The sequence below is a fragment of the Salinicola salarius genome (assembly GCF_002179555.1).
In the GTDB taxonomy this organism is placed as follows: Bacteria; Pseudomonadota; Gammaproteobacteria; order Pseudomonadales; family Halomonadaceae; genus Salinicola; species Salinicola salarius_A.
The window spans coordinates 73,047-94,178 of sequence record NZ_NHOU01000012.1; the positions used below are offsets into that span (position 1 = coordinate 73,047).

The 21,132-nt window shown below is 62.9% G+C and carries 16 protein-coding genes; 9 read left to right on the forward strand and 7 right to left on the reverse strand.

The window, feature by feature from the left end; all coding sequences use genetic code 11:
• Positions 1-263: 263 nt before the first annotated feature.
• The 7 genes from CCD76_RS11015 (at position 264) to CCD76_RS11045 (ending at position 11,474) form a co-directional block, all read left to right on the forward strand.
• Entirely contained in the window at positions 264-806 is a 543-nt protein-coding gene (locus tag CCD76_RS11015) for a hemerythrin domain-containing protein (RefSeq protein WP_087719591.1), read from the forward strand.
• A 132-nt stretch (positions 807-938) separates the two neighbouring features.
• A complete protein-coding gene (locus CCD76_RS11020; protein ID WP_087719567.1) occupies positions 939-1,838 on the forward strand; it encodes a LysR family transcriptional regulator in 900 nt (299 codons plus the stop codon).
• Positions 1,831-2,688, forward strand: a complete 858-nt coding sequence (gene murI, locus CCD76_RS11025) for a glutamate racemase (protein WP_256961280.1) — start codon at positions 1,831-1,833, stop codon at positions 2,686-2,688. Before CCD76_RS11020 ends, murI begins: the two co-directional genes overlap by 8 nt.
• 34 nt (positions 2,689-2,722) lie before the next feature.
• On the forward strand, positions 2,723-3,847 hold the full coding sequence (gene trmA / locus CCD76_RS11030; RefSeq protein WP_087719569.1) for a tRNA (uridine(54)-C5)-methyltransferase TrmA: 1,125 nt from the start codon (positions 2,723-2,725) through the stop codon (positions 3,845-3,847).
• Positions 3,848-4,053: 206 nt separating this feature from the next.
• On the forward strand, positions 4,054-8,871 hold the full coding sequence (locus CCD76_RS11035; RefSeq protein ID WP_087719570.1) for an NAD-glutamate dehydrogenase: 4,818 nt from the start codon (positions 4,054-4,056) through the stop codon (positions 8,869-8,871).
• A gap of 206 nt (positions 8,872-9,077) precedes the next feature.
• The gene (locus CCD76_RS11040) at positions 9,078-10,178 is read left to right on the forward strand and encodes a hypothetical protein (protein ID WP_179208903.1); all 1,101 of its coding nucleotides are present in this window, start codon (positions 9,078-9,080) and stop codon (positions 10,176-10,178) included.
• A gap of 261 nt (positions 10,179-10,439) precedes the next feature.
• Positions 10,440-11,474, forward strand: a complete 1,035-nt coding sequence (locus CCD76_RS11045; protein WP_087719571.1) for a quinone-dependent dihydroorotate dehydrogenase — start codon at positions 10,440-10,442, stop codon at positions 11,472-11,474.
• A gap of 240 nt (positions 11,475-11,714) precedes the next feature.
• On the opposite strand, the gene rmf is transcribed toward CCD76_RS11045, so the two are convergent.
• Positions 11,715-11,924, reverse strand: coding sequence for a ribosome modulation factor (gene rmf, locus CCD76_RS11050; RefSeq protein WP_087719572.1), 210 nt, complete (start codon positions 11,922-11,924; stop codon positions 11,715-11,717).
• 254 nt (positions 11,925-12,178) lie between these two features.
• Here rmf and rlmKL point away from each other — a divergent pair, with 254 nt between their 5' ends.
• Positions 12,179-14,371: a bifunctional 23S rRNA (guanine(2069)-N(7))-methyltransferase RlmK/23S rRNA (guanine(2445)-N(2))-methyltransferase RlmL gene (gene rlmKL / locus CCD76_RS11055; RefSeq protein WP_087719573.1), complete on the forward strand. Its 2,193-nt coding sequence runs from the start codon at positions 12,179-12,181 to the stop codon at positions 14,369-14,371.
• A gap of 99 nt (positions 14,372-14,470) precedes the next feature.
• Here the strand turns inward: rlmKL and CCD76_RS11060 are convergent, their stop codons facing one another.
• Positions 14,471-14,746: a WGR domain-containing protein gene (locus CCD76_RS11060; protein ID WP_087719574.1), complete on the reverse strand. Its 276-nt coding sequence runs from the start codon at positions 14,744-14,746 to the stop codon at positions 14,471-14,473.
• Between the two features lie 226 nt (positions 14,747-14,972).
• On the opposite strand from CCD76_RS11060, the gene pdxB reads away from it, so the two are divergent.
• Positions 14,973-16,124 carry a 4-phosphoerythronate dehydrogenase PdxB gene (gene pdxB, locus CCD76_RS11065; protein WP_087719575.1) on the forward strand — a complete coding sequence of 384 codons (1,152 nt, stop codon included), beginning with the start codon at positions 14,973-14,975 and terminating at the stop codon, positions 16,122-16,124.
• A gap of 44 nt (positions 16,125-16,168) precedes the next feature.
• Here pdxB and CCD76_RS11070 read toward each other — a convergent pair whose 3' ends face one another.
• From CCD76_RS11070 to ylqF, 5 genes are all read right to left on the reverse strand, one after another.
• Positions 16,169-16,939, reverse strand: a complete 771-nt coding sequence (locus CCD76_RS11070; protein WP_087719576.1) for a siderophore-interacting protein — start codon at positions 16,937-16,939, stop codon at positions 16,169-16,171.
• A 12-nt stretch (positions 16,940-16,951) separates the two neighbouring features.
• Entirely contained in the window at positions 16,952-17,374 is a 423-nt protein-coding gene (locus tag CCD76_RS11075) for a MarR family winged helix-turn-helix transcriptional regulator (protein WP_087719577.1), read from the reverse strand.
• A gap of 198 nt (positions 17,375-17,572) precedes the next feature.
• Positions 17,573-18,475 (reverse strand): protease HtpX, encoded by a 903-nt coding sequence (gene htpX / locus CCD76_RS11080; protein WP_087719578.1) that lies wholly within the window; start codon positions 18,473-18,475, stop codon positions 17,573-17,575.
• A 173-nt stretch (positions 18,476-18,648) separates the two neighbouring features.
• Positions 18,649-19,875 carry a pyridoxal phosphate-dependent aminotransferase gene (locus CCD76_RS11085; RefSeq protein ID WP_087719579.1) on the reverse strand — a complete coding sequence of 409 codons (1,227 nt, stop codon included), beginning with the start codon at positions 19,873-19,875 and terminating at the stop codon, positions 18,649-18,651.
• Between the two features lie 214 nt (positions 19,876-20,089).
• Positions 20,090-21,034, reverse strand: a complete 945-nt coding sequence (gene ylqF, locus CCD76_RS11090) for a ribosome biogenesis GTPase YlqF (protein WP_087719580.1) — start codon at positions 21,032-21,034, stop codon at positions 20,090-20,092.
• Positions 21,035-21,132 lie beyond the last annotated feature (98 nt).

Consider the following 21,132-nt stretch of genomic DNA (forward strand, 5'->3'; position numbering starts at 1 on the left):
CGATTCAGACGTTAGGCGTAGAGCGTTTATCGTAAAAACCGCTAGGGTATGAAATTCTAGCGTGTGACTGGAGGCAGACCCAATCGATCGTCGACAGGAAGGCTATCCGAGACTCGTCTACCTAGGCCGGCGTTGCCCGTCGCGCCGCGACAGGGCGAGGATCACGAGTTCCAGCGCCAACTCTTGAGACAGGCGCTACACTAGGCTGACAAACGCGGCGTTACCCGACATCGCGCTTCACGGACAGGAGACTCACCATGCCCATGCTGACTCAATTGCGTCAGGACCATGCCAACATGGCGCGCCTGCTGCATGTGTTGCAACTCAAGCACAAGACGCTGGCCGACGGTGAACGGCCCGATTTTCGGCTGATCCGAGAAGTCGTGGATTATATCCTCGACTACATGAGCGGGTTCACGATTCCGCTGGAGCGAATCTGCAGCGATCGACTGGTGGCCCGGGAATCCGGGATCAACGCGCTGACCGAGCGCTTGGCTGGCGATTATCAGCACCTTCACCAGCAATTGATGCGGCTCTCCCGGGACATCGACATGATCCTCATGGACGGGGTGATGCCGATGGACAAGTTCGCCGACGATCTCAAGTCTTATCTCGAAGCGCATCGGGCCTACCTGCGAGCCGAACGTGAAGAGCTGTTCCCGCTGATCCGGGAGCATTTCGACGAAGACGATCTGGCACGGCTGGCCGCCGAGCTGCCTGCTCAGGCCGGCGCCGAACTGGCGCGGTTGCAGGAGGCCTACCCGGAGCTGTACACCGAGTTTCGCGAGGCACCCTCGCCGGTGTAGCCTCGGGGCTGTCCAACTCCCGCCGGTTTTCCATCCTGCCCGCTCTGCCTTTGCCCACGATGACGATCGCCACTGCGCGATCGTCGTCGCTTGCGTAGAATGATCCCCCTGAAAACAGTGGCAGGGGACAAGATGGATCGGCTGCAAGCGATGCAGGTTTTCCGTGCGGTGATCGAGGCCGGCAGCTTCGCTGGCGGTGCCCGGCGCCTGGGTGTTTCCAATGCCATGGTCAGCAAGCAGGTCTCGCGGCTCGAGGAGACTCTCGGCGTGCGTCTGCTGGTACGTACCACACGCCGTCTGCAATTGACTGCGGAAGGGGAGCGCTACCTGACGACGGCGACTCGCCTGCTCGACGAGCTGCAGGAGCTGGAGGCGGGAATCGGAGAGCAGCGCGGCGAGGTACGTGGCCGACTGAGACTTTCGGCGCCGGTGGACTTCGGTGCCCGCTCGCTGATGCCGGCGCTGCAGGCTTTCGAGGCGGCGCATCCCGCGGTGTCGCTGGATCTGGTGCTGGAAGACAGGCGCGTCGACCCGCTGGCCGAGGATTTCGATCTGGTCGTGCGTATCGGCGAACTGGAGGATTCCGGTCTGATCGCCCGCCCGCTGATGCGGATGCCGTTGCACCTATACGCGTCGCCGGCCTATCTCCACCGTCACGGGACGCCGCGGCACCCACGCGATCTCAAGGATCATCGGTGCCTGCACTACACCTTGTCGCGGCATGGACTCTACTGGCCATTCTGGGTCGATGGTGAGGTCTATCGCTGGCGGTTGCAGCCGGCGTTTTCCTGCAACAACGGTCGGGCGCTGGTGGAAGCCGCGGTGATGGGCATGGGGTTGACGTTGAAGCCGGCCTCCCTGGCGGCGCCGGAAGAGAAAGCCGGCCAACTGGTTCGCGTGCTCGAGGCGTTCGAGATGCCGCCGCTCGATGTGCACCTGCTGTATGCCGAGCGTGACTACATGCCGGCCCGGTTGCGGGCGCTGATCGATGCCTTGCTCGACTACTTCGGAGAGGGTCAGCGGTATGATTGATGCGCTGATTTTCGACTCGGGCGTCGGTGGCCTCTCGGTCAGTGCCGCAATTCGGCGGCGGATGCCGTGGCTTCCGTTGGGCTACGTCTGTGACAACGCCGCATTGCCTTACGGCACCAAGGATGACGCCTGGCTGGTGGCACGAATCGTCGCCGTGTGCGAAAGCGCCTGCCGACAAGCTCGCCCCCGCGCACTGGTGATCGCGTGCAATACCGCCAGCACCCTGGCGCTGGAGGCGCTGAGGGCGCGGCTGTCGATACCGGTCATCGGTACGGTCCCGGCGATCAAGCCGGCGGCCGAGACGACGCGAAGCCGCACGATCGGCGTGCTCGCCACCCGCGCCACCGTCCGCCGCCCTTATCTGGATCGACTGATCGACGACCATGCGCGGGGCTGTCGTGTCATACGGGTGGCGGCGGACGCGCTGGTCATCGAAGCCGAACGTCTGCTCAAGGGGCAGGCGGTCGATCCAGCCAGGGTTCGCGAGGCCATCGCACCGCTCAGGGCAGCGGAGGAGATCGATGCCGTCGTGCTGGGCTGCACCCATTTCCCCCTGCTGCACGATTATCTCGAGCCCTTGCTGCCGTCAGGCGTTCATTGGATCGATTCCGGGGCGGCCATTGCCAGGCGTCTCGAGTCCGTGCTCTGGGGCGACTCGGCGCCGGCTGACCGACCGGCGTTGGCCGCTGCAGCCGAGGCGGAAGAGCGCGCCATCCCTTCGCCGGATACCAACAGTTGGGCAACGGCCGCCTCGGCGCCGGGATTGGCATCGGCGCTGATGCGTTTCGGTTATGCGCCGCCCGCGATGCTCGAGATCGCCTCGCCAGCCGTTGCCGTCCACGTTTCATGAGCCATTGCGCTATTTCTGCTTGAGGATTTCTGGTTTGGTGATTTTCGATATCGACCCTTCCCGCTACGACGCTCAGCTCGAGGCCAAGCGTGAGCGCATCGAGCGGCAGTTCGCCCGCTTCTCGCCACCGCCGCTGGAGGTGTTCGCGTCGCCGCCGTCGCACTACCGCATGCGCGCCGAATTCCGGATCTGGCATGAGGGCGACGATCTCTACTACGCGATGTTCGAGCCCGATCCGGAGGCGCCGCGTCATCGGGGCCGGGTCGCGCAGCGTGTCGTCCGGGTCGACCGCTTTCCGGTCGCCAGCGAGCGCATCAACGAACTGATGCCGCAGCTGCTGGACGCGATTCGCGACGAGCCATTGATGCGGCGCAAGCTGTTCCAGATCGAGTTCCTCACCACCCTGAGCGGCGAGGCGCTGGTCACGATGATCTATCACAAGCCGCTGAACGATGAGTGGGAGGCACGCGCTCGCGAGCTTCAGGCGCAGCTCGGTGTGTCGCTGATCGGGCGCTCCCGCAAACAGCGGCTGGTATTGGATCGCGATCACGTCTGGGAACGGCTCGAAGTGGATGGCCAAGAACTTCGCTATCAGCAGGTCGAGAACAGCTTCACCCAGCCCAACGCCGAGATCTGCCGCTCGATGCTGCACTGGGCGCGCGATGTGACGTCCGAAAGCCAGGGGGATCTGGTCGAACTCTACTGCGGCAACGGCAATTTCACGGTGGCGCTGGCGGAGAATTTCCGCCGCGTGGTCGCCACCGAAATCTCCCGAACATCGGTCGCCTCCGCGCAGGCCAATCTCGAAGCCAACGACATCGACAACGTGCACGTGGCGCGAATGTCGGCCGAGGAGTTCGCTCAGGCACTGGCGGGGGAAAAGCAGGGGCGTCGCGTCGCGGCCATGCAACTCGATGAATGCGACTTCTCCACCGTGCTGGTGGACCCGCCCCGGGCCGGGCTGGATGCCGAGAGTTGCGCGCCGCTGATGCGCTATCCGCGCATCGTTTATATTTCGTGCAACCCCGACACCTTGGCCGTCAATCTGGAACAGCTGAGCCAGACCCACCGGGTGGTTCGCATGGCGCTGTTTGACCAATTCCCCTGGACGGACCACTGTGAGTGCGGGGTTTTGCTGGAACGCCTGCCGGCAGCGTGATTTTGGGCACCGTTCGCCAGTGACATGGCTGTAACGGCGAGCGTTGTCAACTGCCGGCGAGCGCATGCAGTGCCGCCGATGATGCATAACCGACATGCGTCATGACGAAGCTTCACTTGTGTAGGGCGCCATGCGGCGCTGGCGTAAGCTTCCAGCCTATTGAATGTGGCCGCCATGTTGACGGTCGATGCCAGCCGAGGTGATAGATGCAACACGTCGCGATCGAGGGAAAAACGGAATTCCTGGAACAGCTGCAGGAAAAGCTTTCCAAGCGTCTCCCCGAGGATAAGGTCAAGCGGATAACGGCGTTCGCCGAAGATCTCTACGCTACCGCGCCGTTCGAAGAGGCCGCGGATCGACAGCTGGACGATATCTACGGCGCGACATTGGCGGCATGGCATTTCATGCGCACCTTCGATCCCGACGAAGCCAAGGTGCGCGTTTTCAACCCCAACTTCGAAACCCATGGCTGGCAGTCTCCGCATACGGTGGTCGCCGTTCTGCATCAGGACATGCCGTTTCTGGTCGATTCGGTCCGCATGGAGCTCAATCGCCGTGGCCTGACCCTGCATGCGATCCACAACGCCGTGCTGGCGGTCGAGCGCGATGCCCGCCATCACGCCACGCGGATTACCGGGACTCGCGCCCAGCAGGCGCCGGAAGCGCGCGAGTCGATCATTCTGATCGAGGTGGATCGTCATACCGATGGCGAGACGCTGTCCGACCTCGAGCAGGGCTTGCGGGACGTGTTGCTCGACGTGCGCACTGCCGTGGCCGATTTCGACCCGATGTGCGACAAGGTTCGCGACGTCATCGAAGCGCTGGAGAGCCAGCAGGCGGGCGGCGTCACGGCGGCGGATCGCAAAGAGACCGTGGCCTTTCTCAAGTGGCTGCTGGACGAGCATTTCACGTTTCTCGGTTACGCCGAAAGCCGCTTCGCCGGTAGCGGCAAGAACGTTCACAGCGAGCGGGTGGAGGGCAGTGCGCTCGGCGTGCTGAAGCTGGATCAACCGCGCTATCAGGAGCCCGTGCGATTCGAGAAGGACGAAGAGTCCGCGCTGCTGCATTTCGCCAAGAGCGCCTACCATGCGCGCGTGCATCGACCTACCTATCCCGACTACATCGCCATTACGCGTTACGACGACAAGGGCAAGGCGATCGGCGAATGGCGCTTCTTCGGCCTGTTTACCTCGCTGGTCTACAACGAGTCGCCGCGCACCGTGCCGATCCTGCGGCGCAAGGTTCAGGCGGTGATCGACGCCGCCGGGGTCAATCCGAAAGGGCACAACGGCAAGCTGCTGCTGCAGGTGCTCGAAGTGCACCCGCGGGACGATCTCTTCCAGAGCTCCACCGAAGAGCTCAGCCGGACCGCGTTCGGCATTCTCAACATCCGCGAGCGTCGCCGGGTGCGCCTGTTCATCCGCGAGGACCGCGCCGGGCAGTTCTACTCCTGCCTGGTGTTCGTGCCGCGGGATATCTTCTCGACGGATCTGCGCCTGCGCATCCAGAAATTGCTGTGCGAAGAGCTCGACGCGACCTTCGCCGACTTCAACCCGTATCTGTCCGAGTCGATCCTGGCGCGTATCCAGTTCACGCTGCGCTTCAACGGCGACAAGCCAGTGAACTTCGACAGCCGCGCGCTGGAGAAGAAGGTCATCAATCTGGCGCGCAACTGGCGCGAGGACCTGCATACGGCGCTGATCGAAAGTTTCGGCGAGGAAGCGGGCAATCGCCGGGCCCAGGCCTTCCGCGATGCCTTCCCCAGCAGCTACCGGGACGACTTCTCGGCGCGTACCGCCGCCAACGACATTCGCCATCTCGAAGCGCTCGATGACGGCGCGCCGATCGGTGTCAGTCTCTATCATCTGGCGGAGAGCGCCGCGGAGAGCGTCAATCTCAAGCTCTACCACCAGGACACGCCGATCCCGCTCTCCGACATGCTGCCGGTGCTCGAGAATCTGGGACTGCGCGTCATCAGCGAGCGGCCCTACCGTATCGCGAGCGGGCAGCAGACCTACTGGATTCATGATTTCACCTTCGAATATCACGGCGTGGGCGAGATCGATCTGGGCGACATGCGCAGCAATTTCATCGATGCCTTCACCAAGATCTGGGTGGGTGATGCGGAGAACGACAGCTACAACCGCCTGATCATCGGCGCCGATCTGGATTGGCGTCAGGTGGCGGTACTGCGGGCGTATGCGCGCTACATGAAGCAGCTGCGCATCGGGCTTTCGCAGGCTTACATCGCCAATACCCTGGCGGCCCATGCCGATATCACCCGGGGGCTCTCGCGGCTGTTCACGCTGCGTTTCTCGCCGGAGAGCGGCAAGCGCGATGAGCAGTGTCAGCAATGCATCGACGAGCTCAATGCGATGCTCGATCAGGTCGCGAGCCTCAACGATGATCTGTTGCTGCGCCGCTATGTCGATCTGATCCAGGCGACCGTTCGCACCAACTATTTCCAGCCGCGCGAGGATGGCAGCGTCAAGGAGTACATCTCGTTCAAGCTGGAGCCCAGCAAGGTGCCGGGCATGCCCAAGCCGCGGCCAATGTTCGAGGTCTTCGTCTATTCGCCACGGATGGAAGGCGTTCACCTGCGCGGCGGCAAGGTGGCCCGTGGCGGCCTGCGCTGGTCGGACCGCAACGAGGACTTCCGCACCGAGATCCTGGGCTTGATGAAGGCGCAGCAGGTCAAGAACTCGGTCATCGTTCCGGTCGGGGCCAAGGGTGGCTTCATCTGCAAGCGGATGCCGGAAAACGCCGATCGAGACGCGATCCAGGCCGAGGGGATCGAGTGCTACCGCACCCTGATCCGCGGCCTGTTGGACATCACCGACAATCTCGACGGCACCACCGTCGTGCCGCCGCGCTCGGTCGTGCGCCACGATCCGGACGATCCGTACCTGGTGGTCGCCGCCGACAAGGGCACGGCAACCTTCTCCGACTACGCCAACGCGATCTCGATCGAATACGACTTCTGGCTGCGGGATGCCTTCGCCTCCGGCGGCGCCCAGGGCTATGACCACAAGGGCATGGCGATCACCGCCCGTGGTGCCTGGGAGTCGGTCAAGCGCCACTTCCGGGAGATGGGGTTGAATACCCAGAAGGACACGTTCAGCGTGCTGGGTATCGGTGACATGGCCGGCGATGTCTTCGGCAACGGTATGCTGCTCTCCGACAAGATTCTGCTGGTGGGCGCGTTCAATCACCGCCATATTTTCGTTGATCCCAATCCCGACGCTGCCAAGTCCTTCGCCGAGCGCAAGCGCCTGTTCGCACTGCCGCGTTCGAGCTGGTCGGACTATGACGAGAAGACGATCTCCGAAGGGGGTGGCGTCTTCTCCCGCGATGCCAAGTCGATCCCCGTTTCCGCGGCGATGAAGAAAGTCTTCGGCATCAAGGCGGACAAGCTCTCGCCCAACGACCTGATCAACGCGATGCTCAAGTCGAAGGTCGACCTGATCTGGAACGGTGGCATCGGTACCTACGTCAAGGCCTCCAGCGAGAGCCACGCGGATGTCGGCGACAAGGCCAACGATGGCCTTCGCATCGATGGTCGCGAGCTCAACTGCCGCGTGGTGGGCGAGGGCGGCAACCTGGGTCTCACCCAGCGGGGCCGAATGGAAGCCGCGGAGAAGGGCATCCGGGTCAATACGGACTTCATTGACAACGCCGGCGGGGTCAACTGCTCGGATCACGAGGTCAACATCAAGATCTTGCTGGACGGTATCGTTCAGCGCGGCGACATGACCGAGAAGCAGCGCAATCAGCTGCTGGTCGAGATGACCGAGGAGGTCGGCGAGCTGGTGGTGCGCGACAACTACCGTCAGACCCAGGCGCTGTCGCTCTCCGAGCTGCAGTCGAAGGAAGGGCTCGGCCCGTACCGCCGGTTCATCAACGAGCTGGAAGCGGCCGGCAGCCTCGATCGCGAGCTCGAGTTCCTGCCCACCGACGAACAGCTGATCGAGCGCAGCAATGCCGACGGCGGCCTGACGCTGCCGGAGCTGAGCGTGTTGATTTCCTACGCCAAGAGCACGCTCAAGAGCGATCTGATCGCGGCCGGTCTGCCGGCGGACGGGCAACTGCAGCAGCATGTGACCAAGGCGTTCCCGACGACGCTGGCCGAACGGTATCCGGACGATCTTCATGAGCACCGTCTCAAGCGGGAGATCGTGGCGACCCAGATCGCCAACGATCTGGTCGACCACATGGGCATCACTTTCGTGCGCCAGTTGCGCGATTCCACCGGCGCCTCGCGAGTCGAGATCGCCCAGGCGTATGTCATCGCCCGTGACAGCTTCGGTCTCAACCCGCTGTGGGAGCAAATCGAGGCGCTGGACTATCGTGTCGACAGCCAGACGCAGTACGCCATGATGCTCGATTTGATGCGGCTGTTGCGTCGTGCGACGCGCTGGTTCCTGCGTCATCGCGGGTCGCTCGGGGTCAAGGAGTGCGTCGAGCAGTACGCGCCGCAGCTGGCGCAGTTGAAGGAGGATATCGGCAATCGCCTCAGCGGCGACGAGCGCGAGGCCTGGAGTACGCGTCGCGACGCGCTGGTCAAGGCGAAGGTGCCGGAAGCACTGGCGTCGGTCGTCGCGGCGGCCTCGAGCCTCTACGCCGGGCTGGGCATCATTCAGGCCGCGCGAACCAGCGGCGACAAGATCCAGCGGGTCGCCGAAACCTACTATGCCATCGGCCAGCGTCTGGAACTGCCACGGATGATGCAGCAGATCAACAGCCTGGAAGTCCGCGACAGCTGGCAGGCGCAAGCGCGGGAAACGTTCCGCGACGATCTCGACCGCCAGCAGCTGGCATTGACGGTCAAGGTGCTGGGAATGACGGATGCTCCGCGTGAGGTCGAGCCCAGGGTTGCGCATTGGCAGGAGCAGCACGCGCCGCTGTTCGAACGCTGGAATGCGCTGCTGGCGGAGATCGGAACGGGAACGCAGATCAGCTTCCCGCTGGTCGCCGTCGCCATCCGCGAACTGGTCGATCTTGCCGAGAGCGAAAGCGAGGGCTAAGGTGGCCTGCAGGCCGGGCGGCAGCCATGCCGCCCGTGCCGGATGGAGGTGACCTGCCGCTCGAAGAACATTCGAGGGTGGCGTCGCATTCCATCAGATCACGATTTAACTAGCGCAAAGATGCTCTCCGGTGGCCTTTAAGGTGCGTCGGCGGGCGTCTCTGTTATGCTTGGCTCCGATTCGGTCGCAGAATGCAGAGAGGCCCCATGAAGTATCGCGTATTTTCCACCATATTCGTGGCGTTGAGCCTAGCGGGCGCCAGTACCCAGGCGCTGGCGCAGAGCGAGGCGTTGAAGGATGCCCAGGAAGCTGCCAGCAAGGTCGACCTGACCAAGTTTTTCAAATCCAGCTCGGATGCACATAGCCGCAGCTTCTTTTTCGGCGGCCTCCATCAGCACCCGTTCACCGTCGACGAAGCGGGTCGTTACCAGTTCACCAGCTCGACCCTGCCGGGGGAGTCGGAGGACTACAAGATCTCTGCCAAGCTCGTGGACAGCAACGGCAACGTGTTGGCCAGCAGTTCCGGGCTGGGTAGTACCGGTGGCCTTGAAATGAGAGAGACGCTGGAGCCCGGCGACTACTCCCTGCAGGTCTCGGGTCAGAAGTTCGGCACCACCAAGACCGGCGGCAACAGCTTCAGTATCGATGTTGCAAGGCTGGACGCCAGCGGCAACGTGGTCGCCAGCGGAGAAGGCGGCGTCGACGACGGCGGCGGCATCATGTTCGGCGGCCCCGGCGCCAGTGGCCGAACCACGGCCTTCGTCGACGAGAGCGACCAGGTGGCAACCCTGAGCGCACCGGGCCGCCAGGCTGCCAGCAGCGTTGCCGCTGGCGGCGCTGCGACTCAGGCTGGCTCGGCAGGGCAGGGTGACGGGGATGCCACGTTCGGCACCACCAACACCGGCGCTGCCGCGACACCAAATGCTGCCACTTCGGCAGCGGCGGGCCAAGGTAGCGCTAACGAGCCTCAGATGCCGGACGCTTTCGACGAGATCGTTGCCGACATCAAGGTGCTGCAGGAAGGCGAGGTGCTGAGCTTCGACGTCGCCGAGGCGGGCACGGTGTCGGTCACCAGCTCCACCTTCCCCGGCAACGAAGGCACGTATCGTCTGCAGGCCAAGCTCCTCGACGCCAATGGCAACACGGTCGCCAGCGACGAAGGTTCACTGGCGATCGGCGACTTCGATATCGAAACCGTGCTGCAGCCCGGTCGCTATCGTGTCTGGGTCAAGGGGCAACGGTTCGGTTCCGCCATGAACGCTGCCAACAACTACACGCTGCGGGTTCAGCAACTCGATACCCAGTAATCGTGTGGCAGGGAATTGCCCGGCGCCAAGGCGCCGGGCTTTTCGTATCTGGCTTATGTGCATGACCGCTTTTCCCATTCTCTTTCTCGACGCGTCGAACCGCCTCGATGCTTCGAACTGTTTCGGCGCTTCGAACTGTCCCGGCGCTTCGAACTGTCCCGGCGCTTGAAACCGCCAAAGGTCGGGTTCGTCCCGAGAGGCGAAGTTGGGATATACTCGCCCGCCGCAAGCGATCCCTTTCGTTACCGACGAGATCTATCCATGTACGCCCTCGTTCGATCCCTGTTGTTCCGGCTGGAACCGGAAGCCGCCCACCGCCTGACGTTGACCGCGCTGGACGTCGCACACCGTGCCCATCTTTCCGGCATGCTCGGCGATACTTACGTGGCTTCGGCATCCGTGGACCTCATGGGGCTGACCTTTCCCAATCGGGTAGGACTGGCGGCAGGGCTCGACAAGAACGCCGATCATCTCGATGCCCTGGGGGCGCTCGGCTTCGGTTTCGTCGAGGTCGGTACGGTGACGCCCAAGCCACAGCAGGGCAACCCCAAGCCGCGTCTGTTCCGGCTGACCGGGCCGCAGGCGATCATCAATCGGATGGGGTTCAACAACGCAGGCGTCGATCATCTGGTCGCTAACGTGCGCAAAAGCCGCTACAACGGCGTCATCGGCATCAATATCGGCAAGAACCTGACCACGCCGGTCGAGCGAGCGGTGGACGATTACGTGACCTGCCTGCGCAAGGCGCACGGTGCCGCCCACTACATTACGGTAAACATTTCCTCGCCCAACACGCCGGGGCTGCGCAATCTCCAGTTTGGCGATCATCTAGATGGCCTTTTGAGCGCGTTGAAGACCGAGGTGGTCAAGCTGAATGCCGAACACGGCCGTCGCGTGCCCTTGGCGGTCAAGATCGCCCCGGACATGACGCGTGACGAGATCGCGCTGGTCGCGAACACGCTCCAGGCCAATGAGATCGACGGCGTCATCGCGACCAATACCACGGTGTCTCGGGAGCACGTCGCGGGAACGCCCCATGCGCATGAAGCGGGAGGGTTGTCGGGCGCGCCCCTGTTCGCGAGTTCGACCGCCGTAGTGAGGGAATTGAGACAGCTGATGCCGACGATGCCGATCATTGGCGCGGGCGGTATCGATAGTGGCGTTCGGGCCAGCGAGAAATGCCAGGCTGGCGCCGATCTGGTACAGCTCTACACTGGCTTCATCTATCGCGGGCCGGAGCTGATCGGAGAGTGTGTACGTGCGACTCAGCTCGATAGCGGTCAGACACGAGATTAAGCTGAGAGCCGGAAGCCAGCGGACGTCGAACGGTAGATGCGCCAGACAGCGTGTGGCGACGAGGGGAGCGGGTCAGCGCAATGGTCTGTGCGCCAAGTGACACGGTGGGTAGTGACGCGGTTAGAAATGGCCATAAGAAGTGGCGCAGGTGAGAAATGATGCGGGCGGGCGCCTGGTGGAATGCACGCCATAAAAAGGCCCGCCAGTAGCGAGCCTTGAGTGTACTGAGGTAAGTGTCAACTACGTCATTACCGCCGGGTTCTTGTGGATGCCCGAAACGCCTGTCATTCCGGCCCATTGGTCTCCGCGACCTTCACGCCAACCGCTCATCCAGTTTTCGCGCAGATTCACATCCTGGCTTGGGCACTCGTCGCGTGAGCGACCGACGACCCCCGCTTTGTAGCCGTGGAGAAATGCCCGCTGGTTGCGATCACGTTTCTGTCGTTTCATCGTGTAGTAGCCTCTTGTCAGAACAAGTGCATCTCCTAGGGAAAACCACAGTCTGTCGAGCGACCTTAGGCCAAGTCCGACCGACTGCCCGCGAAAACGTCCGGACAGGCAAAACCGCATGCGTTGTTTCGTAGCTACACCTCCTAGCTTTAGTCGAAATGAGAAACGATGTCGATAGTCGTTTCGTCATAAAGTCTCTTTTTCACTGCACTCACGGGAATATGACCGCTTCATAACGGTCGGATGACGCCGCCATGAAAGACGATAACTCACTGTTAAGCCTCTATATTACTTGTCCGTGGGGCATCGAGTCCCTGCTGGCCGAGGAGATCACCGATCTCGGAGGCGTTATACAAAAAACTACGGTCGCCGGCCTGCATGCGTCCGCCGACCGTCAAACGGCCTATCGCATTTGCCTCTGGTCTCGCTTGGCCAACCGGGTAATCCTGACCCTCGGCCGGGAAGCCGGCTGCGAGGAGTCGGCGGCGATCATTGCCGCGGTCAAGGCATTGCCGTGGGCGGATGTGCTGAAGCCCGGCCAGACGCTGGCCGTGGACTTCCATGGCCAATCCGCCGCCATTCGGCATACGCGATTCGGGGCACAGGTGGTCAAGGATGGCGTGGTCGATGCGCTGCGCGACGCCGGATGGGAACGGCCAGGCATCGATCCTCGCGAGGCCGATGTTCGGCTGTATGCCCACCTGCACAAGGGGCAATTGCTGGTCGGGGTCGACCTGGTGGGAGCGAGTCTTCACCAGCGCGGCTATCGTCGCGATACCGGCCACGCGCCGCTCAAGGAGAATCTGGCGGCGGCGCTGTTGGTGCGCGCGGGCTGGCCGGCGCGGGCCAAGCGCGGTGAACCGCTGGTTGACCCGATGTGTGGTGCCGGTACGCTATTGATCGAGGCCGCAATGATGGCGGCGGATATGGCGCCTCAACTGAGCCGTGAGCGGTTTGCGTTCGAGACGCTGGCCGACTTCGACGCCGAAGCCTGGCGAGAGTTGCGTCGCGAGGCGCAGGCACGAGCCGAGCTCGGTCGGCGCCGGGCCAGGTCGCGTCTGTTCGGTCTGGACCAGAGCCCTCAGGCGATCTCGGCGGCAAGAAGCAACGCCATGCGTGCGGGTATTCCCGCGCTGATCACGCTATCCGGCGGCTCGGTGAAAGCGCTCGACTGCCCGGCCGAGCTTCGCGAGCACGGTGCCGAAAGCAGCGGGATGGTCATCACCAACCCGCCTTATGGCGAGCGGCTGGGCGAGCTGCCGGAACTGATCGCGCTCTACAGCGATCTCGGCGATCGCATGCGCCGGCAGTTCCCGGGCTGGCAACTGGCGCTATTCACCGGCAACCCGGACCTGGGCCATCGTCTCGGGCTGCGGGCGCACAAGCAGTACGCGTTCAAGAACGGTCCTCTCGACTGCAAGCTTTTGTTGATCGATATCGCCAGCCGGACAGACTCGGAAGGTGGCAACGAGCCAGCCCGGTCGGTGCAGAAAGAGACGGCGCTGAGCGAGGGCGCGCGGATGTTTGCCAATCGTCTGCAGAAAAATCGCAAGCGTCTCGGCAAGTGGCTCAAGAAATCCGGGGAGTCCTGCTACCGGCTCTACGATGCCGACATGCCGGAGTACGCCCTGGCCATTGATGTCTACGGCCATCAGGTTCATGTGCAGGAGTACGCGGCACCGAAATCGGTCGATCCGAACAAGGCGCAGCGTCGGCTGATGGACGCGCTGAGCGCGATTCCCGTCGCGCTCGACGTGCGGCCGGAGCAGATCCACTACAAGCAGCGCGAGCGTCAGAGCGGCAAGGCGCAATACCGCAAGCAGGCCGACAGCGGCGACCGTTTCGTGGTCGAGGAGGGGGGCGCCAGGCTGTGGGTCAATCTCAAGGACTATCTCGATACCGGGCTGTTTCTGGATCATCGCCCGGTTCGGCGCATGCTGGGTGAAAAGGCGGCCGGCAAACGCTTTCTCAACCTGTTCTGCTATACCGCTACGGCCACGGTGCATGCCGCGTTGGGTGGGGCGAGCGACAGCGTCAGCGTGGATCTATCGAATACCTACCTGGAGTGGGCGCGAGACAATTTCACGCTCAACAAGCTCGATCAGAGCCGTCACCGGGTCGTGCGCGACGACTGCTTGCGCTGGCTGGAAACCGCGGGTAGCGAGTTCGATCTGATCTTCATGGATCCGCCCACATTCTCGAATTCCAAGCGCATGGAGGGCACGCTGGATATCCAGCGCGACCACGTGCGACTGATCGAGCTGGCAATGGCACGTCTGGCACCGGCGGGCGAGTTGATCTTCTCCAACAATCAGCAGCGTTTCAGCCTGGATGCCGCGGTGGCGTCGACCTATCAAGTCGAGGAGATCACCGCCCAGACCTACGATCCGGACTTCACCCGGCGCGCCAACCTGCACCACTGCTTCCGCATCCGGCACGCGAGCTAGCCGGTCGAGGACGGCCGGCTCGTGTCTGACTCAGCGAGTGCGGCCAGCCTGGGTATTCTTACGTTGCATGATCGAGCGCAGCTGGTTTTCGGGCAGGGCCTAGTCCAGCAGCGATAGCTGGGCCATGGCCTGACGCCCCTCGGGGCTGTCGTCGTCGGCCTCGAGCACCTTGCGGTAGCCGCGGGCCGTCTGGATGTGGGAGAGGTCGTCGATCCACATCATGGCCTGATCGTAGCTGTCGGCGACGGCATGTTTCAGGCCGCCGTACTGGGTGCCGATCTGGCCCCAGGCGCGGCTGTAGATCCAGTCGCCAAACATGTCCTGGTGCAGATGGACCAGGACATAGTCATGTTCACTTTCCCAACGGACGATCACGGAGACTCCTGCTGCTTGGTGCTCATCGCTTGTTCATCGCGAATGGCCGGCCTAATATGGCTGCGCCGAGCATCGCGGTTTTTCAACTCCGCGGCGAACCCGGCGTCAGGCGACATTGTAAAGCAAGCCCCGCAGAAATCGACGCCGGTTTTGACGTGCCACGCTCGAAGCCGACGCATCGCCGGGCCCGGCCTGGCGCCGGGATGAACGAGACAAGAGGATAGTCATGCGCATCCTGTTGGATGAGAACATTCCGCTGGCGGAAGAATTCTTTGGTGAACTGGGGGAAGTCACTCGCCAGCCCGGCCGCGAGATGACGGCGGCCAGCCTGAGGGGTCACGACATTCTGGTCGTCCGCTCGATCACCAAGGTGAATGCGGCACTGCTGGAAGGCGCCGACAAGCTGAGATTCGTCGGCACCTGCACCATCGGCACCGACCATATCGATACGGACCTTTTGACCGAGCGCGGGATCGGCTTCGCCAGCGCTCCCGGCAGCAATGCCGAATCCGTGGTCGACTACGTGCTTTCCAGCCTGCTGCTGCTCTCCGAGGAGGAGGGCTTTTCGCTCTCCGGCAAGACGGTGGGTATCGTCGGTGCCGGCAACGTCGGCGGGCGGCTGGCCACTCGGCTCGATAACCTGGACGTCGAATGCCTGATCTGCGATCCGCCGCGTGCCGAGGCCGAGAATCGGGACGATTTTCTCGACCTGGATGCGCTGATCGAGCGGGCCGACATCGTCTGTCTGCACACGCCGCTGGTGGCCGAAGGCGAACATGCCACGCATCATCTCATGAACCGCGAGCGCATCGAGGCTCTCAAGCCGGGCACGGTGCTGATCAACGCCGGACGCGGCGACTGCCTCGATGGCAATGCCCTGCGTGAACGGCTCGAGCGGCAGGCCGATCTGCGCACGGTGCTCGATGTCTGGGAGCACGAGCCGGGAATCGACGAGGAACTGTTCGAGCTGGTCGACATCGGCACGCCGCACATCGCGGGCTATAGCGTCGATGGCAAGATGCTGGGCACCGAAATGATCTATCAGGCGACCATGCGTCATTTCGGTTTGCCGGCGCGCAAGAAGCTGGGCCAGCTCAAGCCTGACCCGTGGTTGCGCAAGATCGTCCTGCACAGCTGGACACCGCCGCTGGAGGCGCTGTCGCTATGCGCCCGGGCCTGCTATGACGTGCGTCGGGACATGCTGGCGTTCGACCGCTACCGCCGCCGCCTGGGCATGGCGGCAGGGTTCGATGCCTACCGCCGCGAATATCCGCCCCGGCGTGAATTCCAGACGCTGCGGGTCGAGCTGAAGAAGAACAAGGGCGGCCTTCGTGACGCTCTGGAAGGGTTCGGCTTCAGCGTCAAGCTCGGCAAATAGCCGAGCCGAAACGAGAGTGCCGTTCGCGACAGCGTCTTGCCGGGCTAGGCGCTCTCGGCTTCTTCCCTGTCGGCATCCTCGCGCTTGACCACGCGATGACCGTCTTCGCTGGTACCCAGCTTCCAGTAGCTCGAAATGTACATCTCCCGCTTGCCCACGCCGCGCTCATCGATCAGATGGCGGCGCAGCTTGCGCATGGCCGAAAATTCGCAGGCAACCCAGATCCCCGAGGTGCCCGGGCGCCAGTCGAATTCGCGCAAGGCGTCGACCAGGCGATCGCTGTCACTGCCCGGGTGCGGATTGATCAGCCAGTCGATCTGCACGCCGTCTGGCAGGTCCAGTTCCTGGATATCCGCTTCGCTGGTCACTTCGATGATGGCACGGCCTTGGGCGTTCGACGGAAGTCGTTCCAGATTGGCGCCTATCGCCGGTAGCGATGTCATGTCGCCAACCAGTAGATACCAGTCCGCGTTTTCCGGCAGCCGTTTGGCTGGCCCCGGGCCGCCGATCAGGATCGTGTTGCCAGGCGCTGCCGCTGCCGCCCAGGTCGCGGCAGGGCCACCGTCTTCATGCAGCACGATATCCACATCGATTTCGCCGTCGCGCTGGTGACGCACGGTGTAGGTTCGCATCACGCTTGACGGGGTTTCCGGCATCGACTCATGGACGGTGGGGATGGCCAGCTTGATATAGGCGCTTTCCTGATCGGCAGGAAATCCCGCCATGCCCTCGCCGCCAAAGGTCAGGCGCAGCATGTGGGGGGTGACGAGCTGACGGTTCAGCACGGTATAGGGTCTGGGGGCAGGTTTAGGCATCGGAACTCCCGGTCAATTCAGGTTGGAAATCATCAGCCGCGACAGTCGCAGGAATGCCTCGAGATCGGCCGGCGCCATCCCGCTCGATAGTCGCGTATGTGCCTCGCGTTCACAGGCATCGACTTGCGTCAGCACGGCGCGGCCATGCTCCGTCAGTGACAGGATCTGGCTACGTCGATCGTCTGGATGCGGGGTCCTGACGATGATGTCGGCATCGATAAGCTCGCGAAGCAGTCGAGTGATCTGGGCCTTGTCGCGCTGGGTATGATGCGCGATGTGCTGTGCGGTGCAGGGTGCCTGGCGACGAATGGCCTTGAGCGTCCGAATGTGGGAAACGGTGAGCGCCAACCCAGCCTCGGCATAGGCCTGGCGCAAGGCTCGCTTGTAGGCATGCATGAGCTGATGCAGGGATTCACCCACCGTCGTACCGGACATGTGTCGCCTTATCGGTTGATAATATCAACCAATTAAGCGCTCGGCGCAGCTAAGTGTCAACCATTCTCATTATCGATTGGCAGGGGATACCAGTCGACCGGATGAGTTCTTGATGCCTGAAACGCAACGCCCCGCGCGATGCGGGGCGTTGCGTGAGCCAATGACGTGGCCTGCGAAAGAGCGGGCTCCGATCACGGCTCACTCGCGATAGGCGGATTCCTTCAGTGCACGGATACGGTCGTCCAGCGGCGGGTGGCTGGCGAACAGCTTCTCCATGACCTTGCGCGTCTGTCCGGTGGTGATGGCAAACGCCGTCAGCGAATCCGGCATCTGGTCCGGCTGGTTGGTTTCGGCTTTCAGACGAGCCAGTGCGTTGATCATGGCGCCGCTCCCGGCATACTTGGCGCCGGCGGCATCGGCACGATATTCGCGGAAGCGCGAGAACCAGGCGACGATGATCGACGCCACCAGCCCGAATACGATCTCGGCGACGATCACCACCACGAAATAGCCCATGAAGCCCAGGCCACCCTCGTTGTCGCGGCTACGCAGGAAGCTGTCGACGACCTGGGCGACTACGCGCGCGAAGAACATCACGAAGGTGTTCAGCACGCCCTGGATCAGCGCCAGCGTGACCATGTCGCCATTGGCGACGTGACCGATCTCGTGTGCCAGGACAGCGCGAATTTCCTCGGGGCGCATGCGCTCCAGCAGGCCTTGGGAAACCGCGACCAGCGCATCGTTCTTGTTCCAGCCGGTGGCGAAGGCATTGGATTGCTGAGCGGGAAAGATCGCGACTTCCGGCATCCGGATGTTGGCCTGCTGCGCCAGTTCGCGAACCGTATCGAGCAACCACTGCTCGGTCGAGTTGCTCGGCTGCTCGATCACCCTGGCCTTGGTGCTCATCTTCGCCATCCATTTGGAGATGAACAGCGATACCAGCGAACCAGCCATGCCGAATACGAAATAGAAGATCAGCAGACTGTTCATGTTCAGCCCGTTGGCATCGAGATAGGGCTCGACGCCCAGTAATCGCAACGTGACGCTGGCGACGAGTACCACCGCCAGATTGGTTGCCAGAAACAGGATGATTCGCATCATCGGTCTTTACCCTCAGTCGTGGAAAAGCGCTACCACCGCCTTGCGCGATAGTCTTAGTTAGCCTGTTATGCGTTATCGCCCGATAATCAGGCAGTTATGAACCGTTAGATACGATTTTCGCGAATAGGTTTCAAGAGGGGAAGCGGCCGCGCAGCGACGCGCGGCCTCATGAATCATTGACGGTAGCGCGACAGGAAGCGAGCGAAGCGGTCGATGGCATCGCTCAGTTGATCCGCCCAGGGCAGGGTCACGATGCGGACATGATCCGGCGTCGACCAGTTGAAGGCCGTGCCCTGCACCAGCAGGATGCGCTCCTGCAGCAGCAGATCGAGCACCATCTGGGCGTCGTCGTGGATCGGATAGACCTCCGGGTCGAGCCGCGGGAAGGCGTAGAGCGCGCCCTTGGGCTTGACGCAGGAAACCCCGGGAATGGCATTGAGCTTATCAAACACCACATCGCGCTGGGCCAGCAGGCGCCCGCCGGGCAGGATCAGGTCATTGATCGACTGATAGCCGCCAAGCCCGGTCTGGATCGCGTGCTGCGCCGGCACGTTCGCGCACAGGCGCATCGAGGCCAGCATGTTCAGCCCCTGAATGAAGTCCTCGGCGTTCTGCTTGCCCTGGCCGCCGGACAGAATCATCCAGCCCGAGCGGAAACCGGCACAGCGGTAGCTCTTGGAAAGGCCGTTCATGGTCACGACCAGTTGATCGTCTTCGGCCAGGGCGCCGGTGGAAACGTGCTCGGTGCCATCGTAGAGGATCTTGTCGTAGATCTCGTCGGAGAACACGACCAGGCCATGCTGGCGGGCGATCGTCAGGATCTCCTTGACCACGGTCGGCGGATAGACGGCGCCGGTGGGGTTGTTGGGGTTGATCAGCACGATCGCGCGAGTGCGGGCCGTGATCTTGTCGCGGATATCGGCGATATCCGGCGACCAGTCGGCGGCCTCGTCGCACAGGTAGTGAACCGGGTGGCCGCCGGACAGGTTGGCGGCAGCTGTCCACAGCGGGTAGTCGGGGGCGGGGATCAGCACCTCGTCGCCATCGTTCAGCAGGGCCTGCATCGCCATCACGATCAGCTCGGAAACCCCGTTGCCGATGAACACGTCCTCGACGCCGACGCCGGGAATCCCCTTGCGCTGGCACTCCTGCATGATCGCCTTGCGCGCCGAGTAGAGCCCCTTGGAGTCGCAGTAACCCTGTGCTGTCGGCAGGTTGCGCATCACGTCCTGAAGAATCTCTTCAGGCGCTTCGAAACCGAAGGGCGCTGGGTTGCCGATGTTCAGTTTGAGAATGCGATGGCCTTCGTCCTCGAGCCGCTTGGCATGATCGAGAACGGGCCCGCGAATGTCGTAGCAGACATTGTCGAGCTTGTGCGATTTCCGAATGGGGCTGTTCATGGGGCTTCCGTATGCTGCACAGCCTAAAAAGTCAGGCGGGTGGATAAAGGTTAGAGGGTCAGGGAAGTACTGAATGAAGCCATGAGCCATTCTTGAAGGCGTTCAGGCAGTATCTTCTCGGCGGGCTGCGTCGCCGAGGTTCCAGCATAACGCCGCGCGGGCGCGGCGCAAGGGGCAGAAGCGGCAGGATTTCACCAGCTCAGCAGGGTGAGGGTCAGCCTTCGGATTCGTCGAGAGCTTCCTCGATGGGCTCGGGAATGTCTTCGGGCAGTTCCAGGGTGAGCCTGCCCAGCTTGCCGTCGCGCAGCTCGTGCAGCAGCACTTCCGCACCGCGATGCAGATTGATCACGCCGCCGGCCTTCAGTCCGCCGCGCTTGCGGGCGATCTCGTTCATGATCGCGTGCCCGTCGAAGCCGGCCCTGGCCTGAAGGTCGACCAGCCTGGGTCCGTCGGCGTCCACGATGTCGGTGTCGGTCGGGGGCACATAGACGGGGAGTTCGCTGAGCTTGTAGCGTTCGCGCAGGCTTTCGGGGTAGCGCTTGGCCAGCTCGGCGGCACAGACGATGGCAACGTCGACGTATTCGATCGCGGTGTCTCGAATCGCGCCGCTGGCGGCGAGTCGATAGGCGCTGGCCTGGTTCTCGATCTTGGGCCACAGCACGCCTGGCGTGTCGATCAGCGAGACGCGGCCGTCGATTCGGATCTTCTGCTGGCGCTTGGTCACCGCCGGCTCGTTGCCGGTCTTGGCGATCTTGCGGCCGGCCAGCCCATTGATCAGGGTCGATTTCCCCACGTTGGGTATGCCCATCACCATCACGCGGACATCGCGGTCGGCGCGTACCTGGCCTGCCAGTTCATGGCAAAGCGCCGGGATCTGCTTGAGCTCGCGAGCCTGGGTGGTGGTGACGGCAATGGCGCGGCTGTCCGGCTGCGCGTCGAAGAACGCGACCCATTGTTTCGTGGCTTCGGGATCGGCCAGATCGGCGCGGGAAAGAATCTTGAGGACCGGCTTGTGCTCGGTGAGTTCGGCCAGCATCGGGTTGCCGCTGGAGTAGGGCAGACGGGCATCGAGTACTTCGATCACCACGTCGATTTCCGGCAGCGCCTCGGTGATCTGGCGCCGCGCCTTGTTCATGTGTCCGGGATACCAGCCGAGCATACCTGTCTCCTGCCTACTTTTTGTGCCTGCAATGACTGCGTCGTGCCTGCTTATGCCTGCAATGCTTGTGTCGTGCCTGTCGGGCGAGCCCAACGAAA

Coding starts and splice junctions, on each gene's coding strand:
- CCD76_RS11015 (WP_087719591.1), top strand. CDS start 264: ATGCTGACTCAATTGCGTCAGGACCATGCCAACATGGCGCGCCTGCTG.
- CCD76_RS11020 (WP_087719567.1), top strand. CDS start 939: ATGGATCGGCTGCAAGCGATGCAGGTTTTCCGTGCGGTGATCGAGGCC.
- murI (WP_256961280.1), top strand. CDS start 1,831: ATGATTGATGCGCTGATTTTCGACTCGGGCGTCGGTGGCCTCTCGGTC.
- CCD76_RS11035 (WP_087719570.1), top strand. CDS start 4,054: ATGCAACACGTCGCGATCGAGGGAAAAACGGAATTCCTGGAACAGCTG.
- CCD76_RS11040 (WP_179208903.1), top strand. CDS start 9,078: ATGAAGTATCGCGTATTTTCCACCATATTCGTGGCGTTGAGCCTAGCG.
- CCD76_RS11045 (WP_087719571.1), top strand. CDS start 10,440: ATGTACGCCCTCGTTCGATCCCTGTTGTTCCGGCTGGAACCGGAAGCC.
- rmf (WP_087719572.1), bottom strand. CDS start 11,924: ATGAAACGACAGAAACGTGATCGCAACCAGCGGGCATTTCTCCACGGC.
- rlmKL (WP_087719573.1), top strand. CDS start 12,179: ATGAAAGACGATAACTCACTGTTAAGCCTCTATATTACTTGTCCGTGG.
- pdxB (WP_087719575.1), top strand. CDS start 14,973: ATGCGCATCCTGTTGGATGAGAACATTCCGCTGGCGGAAGAATTCTTT.
- CCD76_RS11070 (WP_087719576.1), bottom strand. CDS start 16,939: ATGCCTAAACCTGCCCCCAGACCCTATACCGTGCTGAACCGTCAGCTC.
- CCD76_RS11075 (WP_087719577.1), bottom strand. CDS start 17,374: ATGTCCGGTACGACGGTGGGTGAATCCCTGCATCAGCTCATGCATGCC.
- htpX (WP_087719578.1), bottom strand. CDS start 18,475: ATGATGCGAATCATCCTGTTTCTGGCAACCAATCTGGCGGTGGTACTC.
- CCD76_RS11085 (WP_087719579.1), bottom strand. CDS start 19,875: ATGAACAGCCCCATTCGGAAATCGCACAAGCTCGACAATGTCTGCTAC.
- ylqF (WP_087719580.1), bottom strand. CDS start 21,034: ATGCTCGGCTGGTATCCCGGACACATGAACAAGGCGCGGCGCCAGATC.